The 20,750-nt window shown below is 67.5% G+C and carries 18 protein-coding genes; 15 read left to right on the forward strand and 3 right to left on the reverse strand.

From position 1 onward, the window contains the following. Positions 1 to 128: 128 nt before the first annotated feature. From C7416_RS12645 to C7416_RS12660, 4 genes are read left to right on the forward strand one after another with little or no spacing between them, the layout of a single operon-like run. Positions 129 to 1,064: a branched-chain amino acid ABC transporter permease gene (locus C7416_RS12645; RefSeq protein ID WP_062801617.1), complete on the forward strand. Its 936-nt coding sequence runs from the start codon at positions 129 to 131 to the stop codon at positions 1,062 to 1,064. A gap of 13 nt (positions 1,065 to 1,077) precedes the next feature. After that, complete coding sequence (locus C7416_RS12650) at positions 1,078 to 2,235, forward strand: ABC transporter permease subunit (RefSeq protein WP_062801616.1); 1,158 nt, start codon at positions 1,078 to 1,080, stop codon at positions 2,233 to 2,235. 13 nt (positions 2,236 to 2,248) lie between these two features. After that, positions 2,249 to 3,025 carry an ABC transporter ATP-binding protein gene (locus C7416_RS12655; protein ID WP_062801615.1) on the forward strand — a complete coding sequence of 259 codons (777 nt, stop codon included), beginning with the start codon at positions 2,249 to 2,251 and terminating at the stop codon, positions 3,023 to 3,025. Between the two features lie 32 nt (positions 3,026 to 3,057). Beyond that, complete coding sequence (locus tag C7416_RS12660) at positions 3,058 to 3,774, forward strand: ABC transporter ATP-binding protein (protein ID WP_018007998.1); 717 nt, start codon at positions 3,058 to 3,060, stop codon at positions 3,772 to 3,774. Positions 3,775 to 4,070: 296 nt separating this feature from the next. Here the strand turns inward: C7416_RS12660 and C7416_RS12665 are convergent, their stop codons facing one another. Continuing rightward, a complete protein-coding gene (locus tag C7416_RS12665; RefSeq protein WP_062801612.1) occupies positions 4,071 to 5,258 on the reverse strand; it encodes an acetylornithine transaminase in 1,188 nt (395 codons plus the stop codon). Between the two features lie 280 nt (positions 5,259 to 5,538). Continuing rightward, entirely contained in the window at positions 5,539 to 6,597 is a 1,059-nt protein-coding gene (locus tag C7416_RS12670) for a CDP-6-deoxy-delta-3,4-glucoseen reductase (RefSeq protein ID WP_111519256.1), read from the reverse strand. Between the two features lie 9 nt (positions 6,598 to 6,606). On the opposite strand from C7416_RS12670, the gene C7416_RS12675 reads away from it, so the two are divergent. From C7416_RS12675 to hutG, 11 genes are all read left to right on the forward strand, one after another. Continuing rightward, the gene (locus tag C7416_RS12675; protein ID WP_111519257.1) at positions 6,607 to 7,626 is read left to right on the forward strand and encodes an NAD-dependent epimerase/dehydratase family protein; all 1,020 of its coding nucleotides are present in this window, start codon (positions 6,607 to 6,609) and stop codon (positions 7,624 to 7,626) included. 306 nt (positions 7,627 to 7,932) lie between these two features. Then, on the forward strand, positions 7,933 to 8,901 hold the full coding sequence (locus tag C7416_RS12680; RefSeq protein ID WP_111519258.1) for an ABC transporter substrate-binding protein: 969 nt from the start codon (positions 7,933 to 7,935) through the stop codon (positions 8,899 to 8,901). A gap of 28 nt (positions 8,902 to 8,929) precedes the next feature. Then, positions 8,930 to 9,796: an ABC transporter permease gene (locus tag C7416_RS12685; protein ID WP_012353727.1), complete on the forward strand. Its 867-nt coding sequence runs from the start codon at positions 8,930 to 8,932 to the stop codon at positions 9,794 to 9,796. After that, a complete protein-coding gene (locus tag C7416_RS12690; protein ID WP_012353726.1) occupies positions 9,793 to 10,572 on the forward strand; it encodes an ABC transporter ATP-binding protein in 780 nt (259 codons plus the stop codon). Before C7416_RS12685 ends, C7416_RS12690 begins: the two co-directional genes overlap by 4 nt. Before the next feature lie 6 nt (positions 10,573 to 10,578). Beyond that, the gene (gene hutC, locus C7416_RS12695; RefSeq protein WP_018008004.1) at positions 10,579 to 11,340 is read left to right on the forward strand and encodes a histidine utilization repressor; all 762 of its coding nucleotides are present in this window, start codon (positions 10,579 to 10,581) and stop codon (positions 11,338 to 11,340) included. 63 nt (positions 11,341 to 11,403) lie between these two features. Next, positions 11,404 to 12,978 (forward strand): histidine ammonia-lyase, encoded by a 1,575-nt coding sequence (gene hutH / locus C7416_RS12700; protein WP_111519259.1) that lies wholly within the window; start codon positions 11,404 to 11,406, stop codon positions 12,976 to 12,978. A gap of 206 nt (positions 12,979 to 13,184) precedes the next feature. Further along, a complete protein-coding gene (hutU, locus tag C7416_RS12710) occupies positions 13,185 to 14,885 on the forward strand; it encodes a urocanate hydratase (protein WP_111519260.1) in 1,701 nt (566 codons plus the stop codon). Continuing rightward, positions 14,882 to 15,484 (forward strand): HutD/Ves family protein, encoded by a 603-nt coding sequence (locus tag C7416_RS12715; RefSeq protein WP_111519261.1) that lies wholly within the window; start codon positions 14,882 to 14,884, stop codon positions 15,482 to 15,484. The genes hutU and C7416_RS12715 overlap by 4 nt, the downstream gene beginning before the upstream one ends. Beyond that, positions 15,481 to 16,734, forward strand: a complete 1,254-nt coding sequence (gene hutI / locus C7416_RS12720) for an imidazolonepropionase (protein WP_111519262.1) — start codon at positions 15,481 to 15,483, stop codon at positions 16,732 to 16,734. The genes C7416_RS12715 and hutI overlap by 4 nt, the downstream gene beginning before the upstream one ends. Continuing rightward, positions 16,731 to 18,137: a formimidoylglutamate deiminase gene (locus C7416_RS12725; protein WP_111519263.1), complete on the forward strand. Its 1,407-nt coding sequence runs from the start codon at positions 16,731 to 16,733 to the stop codon at positions 18,135 to 18,137. Before hutI ends, C7416_RS12725 begins: the two co-directional genes overlap by 4 nt. A 33-nt stretch (positions 18,138 to 18,170) precedes the next feature. Continuing rightward, positions 18,171 to 18,983 (forward strand): N-formylglutamate deformylase, encoded by an 813-nt coding sequence (gene hutG / locus C7416_RS12730; protein WP_111519264.1) that lies wholly within the window; start codon positions 18,171 to 18,173, stop codon positions 18,981 to 18,983. A 71-nt stretch (positions 18,984 to 19,054) separates the two neighbouring features. Here hutG and C7416_RS12735 read toward each other — a convergent pair whose 3' ends face one another. Next, on the reverse strand, positions 19,055 to 20,680 hold the full coding sequence (locus C7416_RS12735) for a bifunctional aspartate transaminase/aspartate 4-decarboxylase (protein WP_111519265.1): 1,626 nt from the start codon (positions 20,678 to 20,680) through the stop codon (positions 19,055 to 19,057). Positions 20,681 to 20,750 lie beyond the last annotated feature (70 nt).

The raw sequence follows: 20,750 nt of genomic DNA on the forward strand, positions 1-20,750 counted from the left end.
TTACCATGGATGGAGCAGGGCAGGCCGCTCACCAGCAAACCAACCACCGCAACGTTACCCATCACACACCATGGTCCCCCCGGCATCCACACCATGCCGTAAGGTCAGGGACTGAAGCAGGAGTTTTCATGGATATCTTTATCCAGCAGATCGTGAACGGTCTGGTGCTCGGCAGCATTTATGCGCTGATCGCACTGGGCTACACCATGGTCTACGGCATTCTCGGCATCATCAACTTCGCCCACGGCGATGTGCTGATGATCGGCGCGCTGACCGCCCTGTCAGCCATCCTCGGATTGCAGAAGTTCGCTCCCGGCCTGCCGGAATGGCTGACGCTGGTGATCGCCACGCTGATCGCCATGCCGGTCTGCGCGATCCTGTCGTATTCGATCGAGCGGGTCGCCTACCGGCCCTTGCGCAATGCGCCACGGCTGGCCCCGCTGATCACCGCGATCGGGGTTTCCATCATCCTGCAGACGATGGGCATGCTGATCTGGTCGCGCAACCCGCTGACCTTCCCGCAGCTGCTGCCCTCGGAACCCATCGACATCGGCGCCACCGGCGCCACCATCACCGGCAAGGAGATGGTCATCATCGGCATGGCCGTGATGGTGATGTCGGGCCTGCTGGCCCTGGTCAACCGCACCAAGCTCGGCCGCGCCATGCGCGCCACCGCCGAGAACCAGAAGGTCGCCGGCCTGATGGGCGTGAACCCCAATTTCGTCATTTCCGCCACCTTCATGATCGGCGCGACGCTGGCCGCGCTGGCCGGCGTGATGATGGCCACCAACTATGGCAACGCCCACTTCTACATGGGCTTCATTCCCGGCCTGAAGGCGTTTACCGCCGCGGTGCTGGGCGGCATCGGCAACCTCGCGGGCGCCATGGTCGGCGGCATGCTGCTGGGCCTGATCGAGGCGCTCGGCGCCGGCTATATCGGCGACCTGACCAATGGCGTGTTCGGCTCGAACTACCAGGATGTCTTCGCCTTCATCGTACTGATCACCGTGCTCGTCTTCCGTCCGTCCGGCATCATGGGCGAACGCGTGGCGGATCGCGCCTGAGGAGAGCGAATCCATGAATACCCCGATTCCATCCACGGCCGCCGTCGCGGCACCGACCAAGGTGCCGGCCAAGACCCTGGCCGCACTGATTGGCTTCCTGGTGGTGGCGCTGTGCGCCCCGTTCATCGTCCAGACGCTGGGCGGCAACTACTGGGTCCGCGTGCTGGACTTTGCGCTGCTGTACATCATGCTGGCGCTGGGCCTGAACATCGTGGTCGGCTTTGCCGGCCTGCTCGACCTGGGCTATATCGCGTTCTATGCGGTGGGCGCCTACATGATGGCGCTGCTGGGCTCGCCGCACCTGGCGAACCAGTTCGAGTGGATCCAGCAGCTGTTCCCGACCGGCATCCACCTGTCGATGTGGTTCGTGCTGCCGCTGGCGATCCTGGTGGCCGCCACCTTCGGCGTGCTGCTGGGGGCGCCGACGCTCAAGCTGCGCGGCGACTACCTCGCCATCGTCACGCTCGGCTTCGGCGAGATCATCCGCATCTTCATGAACAACCTGGACCGCCCGGTGAACATCACCAACGGGCCCAAGGGGATTACCGCGGTCGACCCGGTGCATATCTTCGGCTTCGATTTCTCGAAGTCGCACGAGATCTTCGGGCTCAAGTTCTCGCCGGTGTTCATGTACTACTACCTGCTGGTGTTCCTGGTCATCGTGATCGTGTTCGTGTGCCTGCGCCTGCAGACCTCGCGCATCGGCCGCGCCTGGGTTGCCATCCGCGAAGACGAGATCGCCGCCAAGGCGATGGGCATCAACACCCGCAATATCAAGCTGCTGGCGTTCGCCATGGGCGCGTCGTTCGGCGGCGCCTCGGGCGCGGTGTTCGGCGCGTTCCAGGGCTTCGTCTCGCCGGAATCGTTCACGCTGTGGGAATCGATCTACGTGCTGGCGATCGTGGTGCTGGGCGGCATGGGCCATATCCCGGGCGTGATCCTGGGCGGCGTGCTGCTGGTGGGCTTCCAGGAACTGCTGCGCGTGGTCGCCGAGCCGATCCAGACCGGCCTGTTCGGCCAGGTGATCGTCGATGCCGAGGTGCTGCGCCAGCTGCTGTTCGGCCTGGCCCTGGTCGGCGTGATGCTGTACCGCCCGGCCGGCATCTGGCCGTCGCCGCGCAAGGAAGACCGCCCGGTGGTGCGCCGCGCGGGCAGTATCGGCCGTCTCTAAACCGGAGGAAGACATGAGCAACAACGATTTCCTCCTGTCGGTACAGGGGGTCAACAAGCGTTTCGGCGGCCTGCAGGCGCTGTCCGATGTCGGGCTGCAGATCAAGCCGGGCGAGATCTACGGGCTGATCGGCCCCAACGGCGCCGGCAAGACCACCTTCTTCAACGTGATCACCGGCCTGTACACGCCGGATTCGGGGGAGTTCGTGCTGGGCGGCAAGCCCTACCAGCCGACCGCCGTGCACGAGGTGGCCAAGGCCGGCATTGCGCGCACGTTCCAGAACATCCGCCTGTTCGGCGACATGACCGCGCTCGAGAACGTGATGGTCGGGCGCCACGTGCGCTCCAAGGCCGGCGTGTTCGGCGCGATCTTCCGCCCGCCCTCGGTGCGGCGCGAGGAAGAGGGCATCGAAGACATGGCGCATGACCTGCTCGACTACGTCGGCATCGGCAAGTACGCCAACTTCACCGCGCGCAACCTGTCGTACGGCCACCAGCGCCGGCTCGAGATCGCGCGCGCGCTGGCGACCGAGCCCAAGCTGCTGGCGCTGGACGAGCCCGCCGCCGGCATGAACGCGACCGAGAAGGTCGAGCTGCGCGGCCTGCTCGACAAGATCAAGAACGATGGCAAGACCATCCTGCTGATCGAGCACGACGTGAAGCTGGTGATGGGCCTGTGCAACCGCCTGACGGTGCTGGACTACGGCAAGGTGATTGCCCAGGGCCTGCCGCACGAGGTGCAGAACAACCCCGCGGTGATCGAGGCCTACCTCGGCACCTCGGCGCACTGATGGCGGGAGCGGACGTAATGAATCAGCCTGCAATGAAACAGACAGTACTGAAGATCTCCGGCCTGAAGGTTGCCTACGGCGGCATCCAGGCCGTCAAGGGCATCGACCTGGAAATCCGCGACGGCGAGCTGGTCACGCTGATCGGCGCCAACGGCGCCGGCAAGACCACCACCATGAAGGCCATCACCGGCCTGCAGGGCTGGGCCGGCGGCGACGTGGAATACATGGGCAAGTCGATCAAGGGCGTGCCCAGCTACGCGCTGCTCAAGCAAGGGCTGGCGATGGTGCCGGAAGGCCGCGGCGTGTTCGCGCGCATGACCATCACCGAAAACCTGCAGATGGGCGCCTACACGCGCAACGACGAGTCCGGCATCAAGGCCGACGTCGAGCGCATGTTCGGCATCTTCCCGCGGCTGAAGGAGCGCGCCAACCAGCTGGCGGGCACCATGTCCGGCGGCGAGCAGCAGATGCTGGCGATGGCGCGCGCGCTGATGAGCCAGCCCAAGGTGCTGCTGCTGGACGAGCCGTCGATGGGCCTGTCGCCGATCATGGTGGAGAAGATCTTCGAGGTCGTGCGCGATATCTCGGCGCAGGGCGTGACCGTGCTGCTGGTCGAGCAGAACGCGCGCCTGGCGCTGCAGGCCGCGCACCGCGGCTATGTGATGGAGTCCGGCCTGATCACCATGAGCGGCGAGGCCAGCCAGATGCTGGACGACCCCAAGGTGCGGGCCGCCTACCTGGGCGAGTAAAGGCGTTAGCAAAGGCCTTAGCAAAGGCGGGCGGTTTTGGGTGCACCGAAGCCGTTCGAGCTTGTCTGGGCCTTCTTCTCCCTCTCCCCTCAGGGGGAGAGGGCTGGGGAGAGGGGTGGTTTAGCAAGGAGCCACATCAAGCGAGGCCAAGGGTTTTAACCCGCAGGCCTCAGCCTTTTGACGCTCCTGCCCTCTCCCCCGACCCCTCTCCCGCAAGCGGGAGAGGGAAGCAAACCTGCAGCAGGCAGAGTTTGTCAGTAGCCCTCAGGCCTCGCCTCGTGCGAGGCCTTTTTTGCTCAGGCCAGCTTCTTCAGCAGCGTGCGCAGCATGCCGATCATCTGGTCGATCTCTTCGCGCGTGACGTTCAGCGCCGGCATGAAGCGCAGCAGGTTGGGGCGCGGAGCGTTCAGCAGCAGGCCTTGCGGGCCCATGTCGCGTGCTTCTTCCACCAGTTGCGGGCCGATGTCCTTGCCCAGCAGCAGCGCGCGCAGCAGGCCTTCGCCGCGTTCGCCGCCGAGGCCGAATTCGGCCGACAGCGCCAGCAGCTGCTCCTTCAGGTAGTCGCCCTTGGCCTTGACCTCGTCCAGGAAGCCCGGCGCGGTCAGCTGCTCGATCACAGCGCTTCCGACCGCGGTCATCAGCGGGTTGCCGTTGTAGGTGCCGCCCTGGTCGCCGGCCTCGAAGCTGGCGACCTCGGCCTTGCACAGCAGCGCCGACAGCGGCACGCCGCCGCCGATGCCCTTGCCCAGCGTCATGATGTCCGGCTCGACGCCAGCCAGCTCGTAGGCGAACAGCGTGCCGCAGCGGCCGCAGCCGGCCTGCACTTCATCGACGATCAGCAGCAGCTTGTGCTTGTCGGCAAGCGCGCGCAGGCCTTGCATGAACTCGCGCGTGGCGGGGATCACGCCGCCTTCGCCCTGCACCGGCTCGAGCATGATGCCGACGGTCTTGTCGGTGATCAGCTGCTCGACCGAGGCCAGGTCGTTGAGTTCGGCGCGCGGGAAGCCCGGCACCTGCGGCGCGAAGATGGTGTCCCAGCCGGCCTTGCCCGACGCGCTCATGGTGGCGAGCGTGCGGCCATGGAAGCTGTGGTCCATGGTGATGATCTCGAAGGCGCCGTCCTTGTGCTTGCGGCCCCATTTGCGCGCCAGCTTGATCGCGCCTTCGTTGGCCTCGGCGCCGCTGTTGGCGAAGAAGACCTTGTCGAAGCAGCTGTGGTCGGTCAGCTGCTTGGCCAGCTTCAGCATCGGCTCGTTGTAGAACGCCGGGCTGGGGTTGATCAGCTTGTGCGACTGGGCCACCAGCGCGTCGATCATGCCCTGGTTGGAATGGCCCAGGCAGTTCACCGCCCAGCCCTGCACGAAGTCCAGGTAGCGCTTGCCGTTGTGGTCCGTCAGCCAGGAGCCCTTGCCTTCGGTGAACACGAGTTCGGGGCGGTTGGTGATGTACATCAGGGATTGGACGGGATACTCAGCAAATGCCATGGCGGACTCCAGGGGTCGGCGTGTAACGATGGACGGACGGGCGCGCAAGACGCAACCAAAACAAAAAGCCACGGGGGTTGCCCGTGGCTCGTTGACATGAACAGACGCAGTCGACGGTCAGCCGCGCGGCACCCCAGCGGGGAGCGACGTACGGAAGCTGCGGCGTCGGTTGAAGGTCATGTGCATGCGGGCAAATATAAGGCGCACGGGCCCGGGTGTCAAAACGAATTTTGGCGGGCCCGGGCATTGTTGCGCTGGCGGAACGGCGCGCGGACGGCGCTCAGGCCGCCGGCGGGGCCGCGTGCAGGTCGGCCTCGGAGGTGAACGAGTCGGCGAAGAACGCGTCTTCGTGCAGCTTGCACTGGCGCGTGAAGTCGCCGCGCGCGGCGTTGATCATCACCGGCGCGCCGCAGGCGTAGACCTCGTGGCCCGACAGGTCGGGGAAGTCGGCGATCACGGCCTGGTGGACAAAGCCGGTGCGGCCCTGCCAGTTGTCTTCCGGCAGCGCGTCGGAGACCACCGGCACGTACTGGAAGTTGGGCAGGTCGCGCGCCCACTGCTCGCACAGCGCATGCATGTACAGGTCCTTGGGCCGGCGGCCGCCCCAGTACAGCGTCATCGGGCGCTGGATGCCGGTGTAGGCGGCATGCTCGACGATGGCCTTGATCGGCGCGAAGCCGGTGCCGGACGCCAGCAGGATGATCGGCGCTTCCGATTCCTCGCGCAGGAAGAAGCTGCCCAGCGGGCCTTCGAAGCGCAGGATGTCGCGCTCCTTCATCGCCGGCTGGCCTTCCTTCGCGCCGAACACGTAGTCGGTGAAGGCGCCGCCCGGCATATGGCGGATATGCAGTTCGATCGGGCCGTCCTCGTGCGGCGGCGTGGCGATCGAATAGCTGCGGCGCTTGCCGTCGCGCAGCAGGAATTCGACGTACTGGCCGGCCAGGTACTGCATGCGCTCGGTCGCCGGCAGTTGCAGCTTGATCGCGATCACGTCGTCGGCCAGGCGCTCCAGCGAAGTGACGCGGCACGGCACCTTCTTGATCGGGATGTCGCCGGCGCCGTGGACCTCGCGGCATTCGATGGTGATGTCCGAACTGGCATTGGCGCAGCAGAACAGCGCGCGGCCCTCGGTCTTTTCCTGCGCGGTCAGCGCTGACGGGGCATGGTCGCCCTGCACGATGCTGCCTTCGAGCACACGGCCCTTGCACGAACCGCAGGCGCCGTTCTTGCAGCCATAGGGCAGTCCGATGCTGTGGCGCAGGGCCGCGCCGAGGATGGTTTCGTCCGCGGCCACTTCAAACTTGTGGCCGCTGGGCATGACGGTTACTTGATAAGCCATAATCGGTCTATGAGCCAAATTCTGTCGAAGCTGCAGGCCTCGCGCCTTTCACAACCGCCGCAACTGCCGGCGCGATCGCGCCGGCTGGGCCGCCCGCGCCTGCTGATCGTCGGCTGCGGGGATGTGGGGACGCGCTGCCTGCGAATCCTGTCGTCGCGCATGCGTATCTTCACCGTGACCTCGCAGCCGGCACGCCGCGCCGAACTGCGCGCCGCCGGTGCGGTGCCGCTGGTGGCGGACCTCGACCGGCCGGCCACGCTGGCACGGCTGCGCGGCCTGGCCACGCGGGTGCTGGACCTGGCGCCGCCGCCCGGGCAGGGCGAAGGCGATCCGCGCACGCGTGCACTGCTCGCCGCATTGCGACGGACTGCATGGCGCCGGACTGCGGGACGCCGTGCCAGCACGGCTGCCGGCATGCTGCCCGGCGAGCCCGCCATTCTACCCGACCGTACCCGGCCCCGCGCTGCGTTTGTCTACGCCAGCACCACCGGCGTCTACGGCGATCGCCAGGGCGCCCGCGTGGCCGAATTCCATGCGGTGCGGCCGCAGACCGCGCGCGCGCGCCGCCGCGTCGCCGCCGAGCAGGCGGTGCGCGCATTCGGCCGCGACGCCGGCTGGCGCGCCAGCGTGGTGCGCATCCCCGGCATCTACGCCGAGGATCGCCTGCCGCTGGCGCGGCTCAAGCGCGGCACGCCGGCACTGGTGCCGCAGGACGACGTCTACACCAGCCACATCCATGCCGACGACCTCGCCCGCATCATGGTGGCGGCGCTGTTCCGCGGCCGCCCGCAGCGCGTGGTCCACGCCAGCGACGATACCGAGCTGCGCATGGCGGACTACTTCGACCTCGTCGCCGAGCGCCGCGGGCTGCCGCGCCCGCCGCGCATCACGCGCGGCGAGGCGCTCCAGGTGATCGACAAGACCCTGCTGAGCTTCATGAGCGAGTCGCGCCGCCTCGACAACCGCCGGCTCAAGCGCGAACTGCGCCTGCGGCTGCGCTATCCCACCGTCGCCGACTTCTTCGGCTGATTGCTCCAGCGTGGTCCCCGTGCCGATGGCACGGGGCTTGCTCTCCCTCGGCGTCTTCTGGTTCCTGTCTATACAGCAACACTTTTCACGCGCCTGACTGGTGCCGGCGCGCACGCCAGGTCCATTACGGTGCATCGCACGAAGGCCGGTTCCGCGACAGAATGCGCTTTTTAAGGCGATTATCCGCCTGGTTGCTTGGTGGAAGCCCTACGTTGACTTGTATATACAGGCATTGTTTAATGCCCGAAAACGAGCACGGCCACACGCATGGCCTGCCGTCGACGGACACACCAAAGGAGCGTACAGATGAGGAATCCAAGCAGGTTTCGCGGTCGGGTGGCAGGACAGGTCGCAATGCTGGCCGCGGCCCTGGCGGCCGGCGCGGCGCAGGCGCAGAACACGCCGGTGACGCTGGGCATGAGCGGCTGGACCGGCTTCGCGCCGCTGACGCTGGCCGACAAGGCGGGCATCTTCAAGAAGAACGGCGTCGACGTCGAGATCAAGATGATCCCGCAGAAGGACCGCCACCTGGCGCTGGCCTCCGGTGCGATCCAGTGCGCTGCCACCACCGTGGAAACCCATGTGGCGTGGAACGCCAATGGTGTGCCGATCACCCAGATCGTGCAGCTCGACAAGTCCTACGGCGCCGACGGCCTGGCCGTGCGCGCCGACGTGAAGAGCTTTGCCGACCTCAAGGGCAAGACCATCGGCGTCGATGCGCCGGGCACCGCGCCTTACTTCGGGCTGGCCTGGATGCTGAAGAAGAACGGCATGTCGCTCAAGGACGTCAAGACCACCACGCTGTCGCCGCAGGCCGCGGCGCAGGCCTTCGTCGCCGGGCAGAACGACGGCGCCATGACCTATGAGCCGTACCTGTCGACGGTGCGCCAGAACCCGGACAAGGGCAAGATCCTGGCCACCACGCTCGACTATCCGATGGTGACCGACACGCTCGGCTGCGCGCCCAAGTGGCTCAAGGACAATCCCAAGGCCGCGCAGGCGCTGGTCGACAGCTACTTCGAGGCGCTCGAGATGATCCGCAAGGAGCCGGGCAAGGCCAACGAGATCATGGGCGCGGCGGTCAAGCAGACCGGCGAGCAGTTCGCCAAGTCGTCGGCCTACCTGCGCTGGCAGGACCGCGAGGCCAACAAGAAATTCTTCGAGGGCGAGCTCGCCAGCTTCAGCAAGGAAGCCGCCGCGGTGCTGCTCGACATCGGCGTGATCCGCCAGGTGCCGGACGTGACCAAGCTGTACGACGCGCGTTTCCTCAAGTAACCCGGCAGTTTTCAGGAGGCGTGACGTCATGACGCAAGCCCGTATAGGTTCACCCGCCCCGGCCGCAGCCGTGGCGGCCCCCGCCGGGGAAGCGCCGCAGCGCCGGCGCCATCCGTGGCTGGCACCGCTGGTGCCGGTGGCGCCCAACACCCGCTGGATGCTGGGCCTGTCCTTCTTCGTGCTGTTCTTCGGCGTGTGGGCCGTGGTGACGCTGGGCGGCTTCGTGCCGCGCACGTTCCTGGCCGACCCGATGACGATGGCCAGGGAGGGCATGACTCTGTTCACCGAGTACAACTTCATCGGCGACATCGGCATGACCGTGTGGCGGGTGGTCGGCGGCTTCGTGCTGGCGGCGGTGATCGCGGTGCCGCTGGGCATCTTCATGGGCGCGTACAAGGCGGCCGAGGCCTTCTTCGAGCCCTTTGTCTCGTTCTGCCGCTACCTGCCGGCGTCGGCCTTCATCCCGCTGCTGATCCTGTGGGCCGGCATCGGCGAGACCCAGAAGCTGCTGGTGATCTTCATCGGCTCGTTCTTCCAGATCGTGCTGATGGTGGCGGTGGCGGTCGGCGGCGCGCGCAAGGACCTGGTCGAGGCCGCGTACACGCTGGGCGCCAACAGCGCCGGCATCGTGCGGCGCGTGCTGATCCCGGGCGCGGCGCCGGAAATCGCCGAAATCCTGCGGCTGGTGCTGGGCTGGGCCTGGACCTACGTGATCGTGGCCGAGCTGATCGGCTCGTCGTCGGGCATCGGCCACATGATCACCGACAGCCAGGCGCTGCTCAATACCGGGCAGATCATCTTCGGCATCATCGTGATCGGCTGCATCGGCCTGGTCTCGGACCTTGTCTTCAAGCGCGCCAACCAGCGCCTGTTCCCGTGGAGTTCGATCCAATGAGCGCACTGTCCATCCAGCAGGTCTCGCGGACCTTCTCCAACCCGCGCGGCGGCCAGACGCTGGCGCTGCAGCCGGTCGATTTCGAGGTCCGCGACAACGACTTCGTCACCATCCTGGGCCCGTCGGGCTGCGGCAAATCCACGCTGCTGCGCATCGTCGCGGGGCTGGATACGCCGACCAGCGGGCGCGTGCTGCTCGACGGCCAGCCGGTGTTCGCGCCCGGCGCGGACCGCGGCATGGTGTTCCAGTCGTACACGCTGTTCCCGTGGCTGACGATCGAGCAGAACGTGCGCTTCGGCCTGCGCGAGCGCGGCATGAGCGCGGCCGAGCAGAAGGAACGCAGCGACTTCTTTATCCAGCGCGTGGGGCTGCGCGGCTTCGAGCACCATTTCCCCAAGCAGCTGTCGGGTGGCATGCAGCAGCGCACCGCGATTGCGCGCGCGCTGGCCAACGATCCCAAGATACTGCTGCTCGACGAGCCCTTCGGCGCGCTCGACAACCAGACCCGCGTGCTGATGCAGGAGCTGCTGCTGGGCATCTGGGAGGCGTCGCGCAAGACGGTATTATTCGTGACCCACGATATCGACGAGGCCATCTTCATGGCCAACCGGGTGGCGGTGTTTTCCGCCAGGCCGGGTCGGATCAAAAGCGAGATCGCGGTCGATTTCCCGCATCCGCGCCATTACACGATCAAGACCACGCCGGAGTTCTCCGCGCTCAAGGCGCGGCTGACCGAGGAAATCCGCGCCGAGGCCATGGCCGCGGCCGAGCACTAAGACCCTATGAACCACGCCGCCGGCACCCCGACTTCCGCTTCTGCCTCTCCCACCGCGCTCTACCAGCAGGTGAAGGAGTACATCGCCCGCCAGATCCAGAGCGGCGCGTGGCAGCCTGGCGACCGGGTGCCGTCGGAGCAGGAACTGGTGAACCGCTTCGGGGTCTCGCGCATGACCGTCAACCGGGCGCTGCGCGAGCTGCAGGAGCAGGGCCGGGTGGTGCGCGTGGCCGGTGTGGGCACCTTCGTCGCCGAGCACAAGCCGCAGTCGACGCTGCTGTCGGTGGTCAACCTGCAGGACGAGATCCGCATGCGCGGGCATGACTACGCCTGCGACGTGATCCTGGTGGAGCGGGTCTCGGCGTCGATCGAGGTGGCCGCGGCGCTGGAGCTGCGCACCGGCGAGTCGGTGTTCCATTCCGTCTGCGTGCACCGCGAGGACGGCGTGCCGGTGCAGCTTGAGGACCGCTACGTCAATCCGCGCGTGGCGCCCGACTTCATCACGCAGGATTTCAGCGCGACCCAGCCCGGCGAATACCTGCTGCGCCACGTGCCTTACGACCAGGTCGAGCATGTGGTCGATGCCATTGCCGCGACGCCAGAGCAGGCCGCGCAGCTGGAGATGCCGCCGACGCAGGCCTGCCTGATGCTGACGCGCCGCACCTGGACCAACGGCGTGCCGGTGACTTTCGTGCGCTGCCTGCATCCGGGCAACCGCTATCGCCTCGGCAGCCGCTTCCGCGCCGACGGCAACCCTGCGTTCGGCTGATTCCACAAGAATCAGCCCGTTACCTAAAATTTTTACCTAAGCTGTATAGACAGGAACATACAAATGACTGCCAGCCCACATGACCAAGCCTCCCGTCCGCTGCTGACCCTGCAGCCGGGCCAAGTCACCCTGGCCGACCTGCGCCGTATCTACCGTGGCGAAGTGCGCCTGGCCATGGCCGATTCAGCCTGGGCCGGCGTGCGCGCCGCGCAGGCCACGGTGCAGGACATCATCGACGCCGACGCCGTGGTCTACGGCATCAACACCGGCTTCGGCAAGCTGGCGCAGACGCGCATCCCCAACGACAAGCTGGCCCAGCTGCAGCGCAACCTGGTGCTGTCGCACAGCGTCGGCACCGGCCCGGACCTGGCCGAAGACACCGTGCGGCTGATCCTGGCGACCAAGGCGGTGAGTCTCGCGCGCGGCCATTCGGGCGTGCGTCCGGAGCTGATCGAGGCCTTGCTGGCGCTGGTCAACCACGGCGTGACGCCTTGCATCCCGGCCAAGGGTTCGGTTGGCGCCTCGGGCGACCTGGCGCCGCTGGCGCATATGTCGTGCACGCTGATCGGCGTGGGCGAGGTGCTGGTCGGCGGCAAGCGCGTGCCGGCCGCCGAAGGCCTGGCGCATGCCGGCCTGCAGGCTTTCGAACTGGGTCCGAAGGAGGGCCTGGCGCTGCTCAATGGCACGCAGGTGTCGACCGCGCTGGCGCTGGCCGGCCTGTTCGCCGCCGAAGATGCCTTTGCCGCGGGCCTGGTCGCAGGCGCGCTGTCGCTGGAGGCGATCAAGGGCTCGGTCAAGCCGTTCGATGCCCGCATCCATGCGGCACGCGGCCAGGCCGGCCAGATCGCCGTGGCCGGCGCGGTGCGCGCGATGCTGGATGGCAGCGAGATCGTCGATTCGCACAAGGCCTGCGGCCGGGTGCAGGACCCGTATTCGATCCGCTGCCAGCCGCAGGTGATGGGCGCGTGCCTGGACAACCTGCAGCACGCCGCGCGCATCCTGCAGATCGAAGCCAATGCCGCGTCGGACAACCCGCTGGTGTTCTCCGAGCAGGGCGATGTGGTCTCCGGCGGCAACTTCCACGCCGAGCCGGTGGCCTTTGCCGCCGACATCATTGCGCTGGCGATCGCCGAGATCGGCGCAATCTCCGAGCGCCGGCTGGCGCTGCTGCTCGATACCGGCCTGTCCGGCCTGCCGCCGTTCCTGGTGCGCGACGGCGGGTTGAACTCGGGCTTCATGATCGCGCAGGTAACGGCGGCCGCGCTGGCCTCGGAGAACAAGTCGCTGGCGCATCCGTCCAGCGTCGACAGCCTGCCGACCTCGGCCAACCAGGAAGACCATGTGTCGATGGCCACCTACGGCGCGCGCCGGCTGGGCGAGATGGCGGCCAACACCGCGGTGGTGGTCGGCATCGAGGCCATGGCCGCGGCGCAGGGGATCGAATTCCACCGGCCGCTGAAGTCGTCGCCGATGGTGGAGCAGGAACTGGCTCGCATCCGCGCGCGGGTGGATTTTGTCGAAGGCGACCGCTACCTGGCGCCGGATATCGAAGCGATGAAGCAGTGGGTGGTGCAGGGCGATGCGGGGGCGGGGTGGCCGGCTGCGGTGAGGGCAATTTTGCCGACCAACGCAAGTTGACGCGCCTGCCCTCTCCCCCGGCCCCTCTCCCGCGCGCGGGAGAGGGGAGCAAACCGGCGGCCTCTCAGGTGCTGTCTGGTGTCTCCCCTCTCCCGCGTGCGGGAGAGGGGCGGGGGAGAGGGCCAGCGCATCCAGCCCCAATCACGCACCAAGCGACACCAGAAACCGATCGCGCCACCAGCGCCATCCCAAAAGGAGAACAAACGATGAACGCTCCCGAATCCCAATCCCTGCAACGCGGCCAGCGCGAGATCCGCGCGCCGCGCGGCACCCAGCTGCACTGCAAGAACTGGCTGATCGAAGCCGCCTACCGCATGATCCAGAACAACCTCGATCCTGACGTGGCCGAGCGTCCGCAGGACCTGGTGGTGTACGGCGGCATCGGCAAGGCCGCGCGCAACTGGGAATGCTTCGACGCGATCCTGGACAGCTTGCGCCGGCTCGGTGAAGACGAGTCGCTGCTGGTGCAGTCGGGCAAGCCGGTCGGCGTGTTCCGCACCCATGCCGATGCGCCGCGCGTGCTGATCGCCAACTCCAACCTGGTGCCGCACTGGGCCACGTGGGACAAGTTCAATGAACTCGATCGCGCCGGGCTGATGATGTACGGCCAGATGACCGCGGGCTCGTGGATCTACATCGGCACCCAGGGCATCGTGCAGGGCACCTACGAGACCTTTGTCGAGGCCGGCCGCCAGCACTACGGCGGCGACCTGTCTGGCAAGTGGATCCTGACCGCGGGCCTCGGCGGCATGGGCGGCGCGCAGCCGCTGGCGGGCGTGCTGGCGGGTGCGTGCGTGCTGGCGATCGAGTGCCAGGAGTCGCGCATCGACTTCCGCCTGCGCACGCGCTATCTCGACAAGAAGGCGACCACGCTCGACGAGGCGCTGGCGATGATCGCCGAGGCCACGGCAAAGAAGGAAGCGATCTCGGTCGGCCTGCTCGGCAACGCCGCCGACATCGTGCCGGAACTGGCAAAACGCGCGCAGGCCGGCGGCATGCGCCCGCATATCGTCACCGACCAGACCTCGGCGCACGACCTGGTCAACGGCTACCTGCCGCAAGGCTGGACCGTCGCGCAGTGGGAGCATGCGCGCCAGCACGATCCCAAGTCGGTGGAGGCCGCCGCGCGTCCGTCGATCGTCAGACACGTGCAGGCCATGCTCGACTTCCAGAAGATGGGAGTGCCGACGGTCGACTACGGCAACAACATCCGCCAGGTCGCGTTCGACGAAGGCGTGCAGAACGCCTTCGATTTCCCCGGTTTCGTGCCGGCCTATATCCGCCCGCTGTTCTGCCGCGGCAAGGGGCCGTTCCGTTGGGTCGCGCTGTCGGGCGATCCCGAGGATATCTACAAGACCGACGCCAAGATGAAGGAACTGTTCCCCGAGGACAAGGCCCTGCATCGCTGGCTCGACATGGCGCACGACCGCATCGCCTTCCAGGGCCTGCCGGCGCGGATCTGCTGGGTGGGGCTGGACGAGCGCCATCGCGCCGGGCTGGCCTTCAACGAGATGGTGAAGTCGGGCGAACTGAAAGCGCCGGTGGTAATCGGCCGCGACCATCTGGACTGCGGCTCGGTGGCGTCGCCCAACCGCGAGACCGAAGCCATGCGCGATGGCTCCGACGCGGTGTCGGACTGGCCGCTGCTGAACGCACTGCTGAACACCGCGGGCGGCGCCACCTGGGTCAGCCTGCATCACGGTGGTGGCGTCGGCATGGGCTTCTCGCAGCATTCCGGCGTGGTGATCGTATGCGATGGCACCGACGCGGCGGCAAAGCGCATCGAGCGCGTGCTGTGGAACGATCCGGCCACCGGCGTGATGCGCCATGCGGATGCGGGCTATGACCTCGCCATCGCCTGCGCGCACGAGAAGGGCCTGGACCTGCCGATGGTGAAGGGCGCATGAGCCCGGCGCTGATTCAATCCTTCGCGCTGGCCGACATCGCGCCCACGCGCTGGAAGAACGGTGGCGGCAACACGCGCGAGATCGCGGTGTGGCCGCCGGGTGCCGGCATGGATGACTTTGTCTGGCGCCTGAGCGTGGCCGATATCGAGCGCGATGGCCCGTTCTCGGCGTTCCCAGGCATCGACCGCCAGATCGTGCTGCTCGACGGCGCCGGCGTGACCCTGCGCGCGGACGACGGCAGCTTCAGCCATCGCCTGGCCGGCGTCGGCGAGCCCTTCGCATTTTCCGGCGATACCGGTCTGCAGGCGACGCTGCTCGATGGCGCCACGCGCGATTTCAACGTGATGACACGGCGCGGACACTGCCGTGCGCGCGTCGAAGCGTTCCGCACAGGGTTTGCGGTCCGCACCGGCAGCCACACGCTGTGCCTGCTGGCCGTCAGCGGTGCCTGGCAGGCGCAGGACGCCGCCACGCTGCTGCAGGCGGGCGACGGCCTGTTGGCTGGCGCAGCCGCGTCCGCATCGAGCCTTGCGTTTGAACCCGCCGGTGACGCGGCGCTGTGCCTGTGCGTCACCCTGGAAATGGAGCCCGCTCAATGACGCTGACCCATGCATACGCCGCGCCCAGCGCGGACGGTGTCTGGCACAACTGTCACCTGCTGCCCGACGCCGATCCCGCGCAGGCGATCCGCGACGCCGCGCTGGTGGTCGAGCACGGACGCATCGCCTGGCTCGGCGTGGCAGCGGACCTGCCAGAAGCCTGGCGCGGTGCGCCGCGGCATGATGCCAACGGCGCCTGGATCACGCCGGGGCTGGTCGATTGCCACACGCACCTGGTCTACGGCGGCCAGCGCGCCGACGAATTCGCCATGCGCCTGGCCGGTGCCGGCTATGAAGAGATCGCGCGCGCCGGGGGCGGCATCGTCTCGACGGTGCGCGCCACGCGCGCCGCCGACGAAGACACGCTGTTCGCGCAGGCCGCGGCGCGCTTGCAGCCGCTGCTGGCCGAGGGCGTCGCCGCCATCGAGATCAAGTCCGGCTATGGCCTGAACCTGGAAGCCGAGCGCAAGCAGCTGCGCGTGGCGCGCCGGCTGGGCGAGCATTTCGGCATCTCGGTCTACACCACCTTCCTCGGCGCGCATGCGCTGCCGCCGGAATACGCGGGCCGGGCCGACGACTATATCGAGCTGGTCTGCAACACCATGCTGCCGGCGCTGGCCGAAGAGGGCCTGGTCGATGCCGTCGATGCCTTCTGCGAGTCGATCGGTTTCTCGATCGCGCAGACCGAGCGCGTGTTCGACGCCGCCGCGCGCCACGGGCTGCGCGTCAAGCTCCATGCCGAGCAGCTCAGCAACCTCGGCGGCACCGCGCTGGCGGCACGCCACCGCGCGCTCTCGGCCGACCATCTCGAGCACCTGGACGAGGCGGGCGTGGCCGCGATGGCCGAGGCCGGCACGGTCGCGGTGCTGCTGCCGGGCGCCTACTACTTCCTGCGCGACACCAAGCTGCCGCCGATCGCGCTGCTGCGCCAGTACGGCGTGCCGATGGCGATCTCCACCGACCACAATCCCGGCACCTCGCCGGTAACCTCGCTGCTGCTGATGATGAATATGGCCTGCACGCTGTTCCGCCTGACGGTGCCCGAAGCGCTGGCCGGCGTCACCGCGCACGCGGCGCGAGCGCTGGGCGCCGCCGATCGCCATGGGCGCCTGGCAGTGGGACGGGTGGCCGATTTCGCGCTGTGGCGCATCGATTCGCCCGCCGAGCTGGCGTACTGGTTCGGCCGCAATCCGGTCGCGACGGTGGTGCGCCAGGGGCGCATCCATGCCGGCGCGGGAGGCACGGCATGAGCGCCACGCAACTGTTCGCGCCGTTCGCGCTGCTGCCGGAAGGCTGGGCCCGCGACGTGCTGCTGGCCTGGGACGAGCACGGGCGCTTTACCGCCGTGCAGGCCGGCGCGGCGCCTGCCGCCGGCGTGCCGCAGGCGGCCGGCCCGGTGTTGCCGGGCATGCCCAACCTGCATTCGCATGCGTTCCAGCGCGGCTTCGCCGGCCTGACGGAATTCCGCAGCCGCCCGCAGGGCGACGATCCGGCCGGCGCCGATTCGTTCTGGAGCTGGCGCACGCTGATGTACCGCTTCGCGCAGCGGCTCTCGCCCGACACACTGGAGGCGGTCGCGACCCAGCTTTATGTCGAGATGCTGCGCGCGGGCTATACCAGCGTTTGCGAGTTCCACTACGTGCATCACGACGAAGGCGGCAGGCCCTATGTCGATGCCGCCGAGATGTCGCTGCGGCTGCTGCGCGCGGCGCAGCGCACCGGCATAGGCATGACGCTGCTGCCGGTGCTGTACCAGAGCGCGGGCTTTGGCGGCCAGCCGCCGCTGGCCGGGCAGCAGCGCTTCCTGCACGACACCGATGCCATGCTGAAGCTGCTCGAACGGCTGGTTCCGGCGTGCAAGCAATCCGGCGCGCGCCTCGGACTGGCACCGCACTCGCTCCGCGCGGTGCCAGAGGCAAGCCTGCTGCATGCGCTGGCGGGACTGCGCGACATCGACGCGCAGGCGCCGGTCCATATCCATATCGCCGAGCAGCAGAAAGAGGTCGACGACTGCATCGCGTGGTCGGGCACGCGGCCGGTAACGTGGCTGTTCGACCATGTCGAAGTCGATGCGCGCTGGTGCCTGGTGCATGCCACCCATATGGACTGGGACGAGCGCCGGCGCCTGGCGCACAGCGGCGCGGTGGCCGGCATCTGCCCGACCACCGAGGCCAACCTGGGGGACGGCGTGTTCGAGGCCGCGCCCTACCTGGCGCAGCAGGGTGCATGGGGCATCGGCTCGGACAGCCATGCCAGCGTCAGCGTGGCGGAGGAACTGCGGCTGTTCGAATACGGGCAGCGGCTTGGCCTGCAGCGGCGCAACGTGCTGGCATCCGACACCCACGCGCAGGTCGCGGACCGCCTCTACCTGGAAGCCGTGGCCGGCGGCGCACGTGCCGCGGGTCGCGCGGTGGCCGGACTGGCAGCAGGCCAGCAGGCCGACTTCGTCGTGCTGGACGGCGCGCATCCGACCCTGGCGGGCCTTGACGGGCCCCAGGCACTGGCCACGCACGTGTTCGCCTGCCACGGCCATGAGACACTAGCGGAAGTCCGCACCGCCGGCCGCAGCCGCGTGCAGCATGGCGCGCATCCGCTGCAGGCGGAAGCCGGGCGCCTGTTCATCGCGGCGCGCGCCAGCCTGCTGGCCGACTGAAACCGGGCGCACGCCCACTGCATCGCAACCACCATGTCCTTTTCCACCGATACCCCCGCCTTCACCCTGCACCGGGGCACGCGCCCGTTGCTGGTATCGATGCCGCATGTCGGCACGCACCTGCCCGCATCGGTCTCGCAGCGCCTTACCGCCGAGGCCCGCACCGTGCCCGATACCGACTGGCACCTGGAACGCCTGTACGACTTCGCCCGCGAACTGGGCGCGTCGGTGCTGGCGGCCACGCACTCGCGCTATGTGGTCGACCTGAACCGCCCGCCCGATAACGCCAACCTGTATCCCGGCCAGGACACCACCGGCCTGTGCCCGGTCGATACCTTCGACAAGACGCCGCTCTATGCCGACGGCAATGGTCCCGACGACGCCGAGATCGCCGCGCGCCGCGACGCGATCTGGCACCCGTACCACCGGGCACTGGCCGCCGAGCTGGCACGTCTGAAGGCCGAGCATGGCACGGTCGCGCTGTGGGACGCACATTCGATCCGCTCGGTGCTGCCGCGCTTTTTCGACGGCAAGCTGCCCGACTTCAACCTCGGCACCGCCAACGGCGACAGCTGCGACGCCGCGCTCGCCGGCCGGCTGCTGGAGCAGGCCAGTGCGGTACCGGGCCACACCGCGGTGCTCAACGGGCGCTTCAAGGGCGGCTACATCACGCGGCAATACGGCAAGCCGGCCGATGGCGTGCACGCGGTGCAGCTGGAGCTGTCGCAGTGCGCCTACATGAGCGAGGTATATCCGTTCGCCTACGACGAGGCGCGTGCGACGGCGCTGCAGCCGGCGCTGCGCGGCATGCTGGCGACGGTGCTGGAGTTTGTGGAATCGCGGTGAATCTGGCGGGGTGCGGCTGACCGGAAAAGAAAAAGCCCGGCAATGCCGGGCGTGAACACGTCAACGAAGGCTTATTTCTTCACGACATTCTTGTCGGCCTTGCTCCCCGTCGCCGCGTTGTACTTCTCGACATAGGCCTCGAACAGCTTGCGGATCGAGCGCCCGATCTTGGCGTAGTCGGCTTCGTTCAGGTTGGCCAATGACACCCGCCCTGAGGGGTGGCGCGTGCCGAAGCCGCGGCCCGGCAGCAGCACCACGCCCGCTTCGTCGGCCAGCTGGAACAGCAGCTCGTTCGGCTCGACCGAGTTCATGATCCACTTGACGAAGTCCGGCCCGATCGCCTTGCCGCCCAGCTGCTCGATATCCAGCAGGGTGTAGTAGTCGACCGCGTTCGGATCATCGCTTTCCGGCGCGATGCCGATCTCGCGATACAGCGAAGCCTTGCGGCTGCGGATCAGCCGCTTCATCGCGTTCTTGTAGTTGTCCGGCGTATCCATCAGCGAGAACAGCGAGAACAGCACCATCTGCACCTGCTGCGGCGTGGACAGGCCGGCGGTATGGTTCAGTGCCACGGTGCGGCTGTCGGCCACCAGGCGGTCGATGAACCTGAGCTGCTCCGGCTCGGTGGTGATCGAGCTGTAGCGCTGGTTCAGTTCCCGGCGATCCGCATCCGGCAGCTTGCCGATCTGCAGGTCGAAGATATTGTCGCGGTGCGTGGCGATCACGCCCAGGCGCCAGCCGGTAGCGCCGAAGTACTTCGAGAACGAGTACACCAGGATGGTGTTCTTCGGGCACATCGCGAACAGCGAGACAAAGTTGTCGGCAAAGGTGCCGTAGACATCGTCGGTCAGGATGATCAGGTCGGGGCGCTCCTCGACGATCGAGGCGAGATATTCGAGGCTCTCGTCGCTCATGCGCACCGACGGCGGGTTGCTCGGGTTGACCAGGAAGAAGGCCTTGACCTTGGGGTCGCGCAGCTTGTCGAGCTCCTTTTTCGAATACTGCCAGCGCGAGTCGGGATCGGCGTCGATCGTCAGCTCCTCCAGCTGGTAGTCGTTCAGCTCGGGGATCTCGATATACGGCGTGAAGATCGGCATGCCCAGCGCAATGGTGTCGCCGGGCTTGAGCAGGCGGTTCTCGCGGATGGAGTTGAACAGGTAGGTCATGGCCGCGGTGCCGCCTTCGACCGCGAACAAATCGAACTCGCCGATGAACGGGTGGTTGCCGATCATCTCCTTGCGGATGTACTGGCCGACGATCTTCTCCGACAGCTTGAGCATGCGGTCCGGCACCGGATAGTTGCAGGCGAGGATGCCTTCGCACATTTCGTAGAGGAAATCGGTCGCGCTCAGCCCCAGCTGGTCGCGCACGTACGACACCGCGCCGGCCAGGAACTTCACGCCCGGGGTATCGGCGAACTCGCGCGCAAACAGATCGAAGCGCTCCTCGATGCCTTCGCGGCGCAGAAAGCCGCCCACGCCCTCCGGCATGTACGAGAACGAGCGCTCCGATTCGCGCATCGCGAACAGGCCGAGTTGCCAGAAGCCGTGGCGCGGCACCGTCGCCAGGAAATTGGGGTTGCCGCGGCCGGCGTTCAGCATGAGACGCTCGGCGTCACTGCTGGCCAGCTTGATCAGTTCATCCTTCAGTTCGAACGGCGAGAGGCTGGACAGCTTGGAGATATCGAACTTGCTCATGGCTTGCTCCTGTGTAGACGCTTGTCGGTTGGGTGGCGGGCGTTACCGGCGGCACGGCCCGCGCAGCAGC

It is taken from the genome of Cupriavidus phytorum (assembly GCF_003254285.1).
Lineage (GTDB): Bacteria > Pseudomonadota > Gammaproteobacteria > Burkholderiales > Burkholderiaceae > Cupriavidus > Cupriavidus phytorum.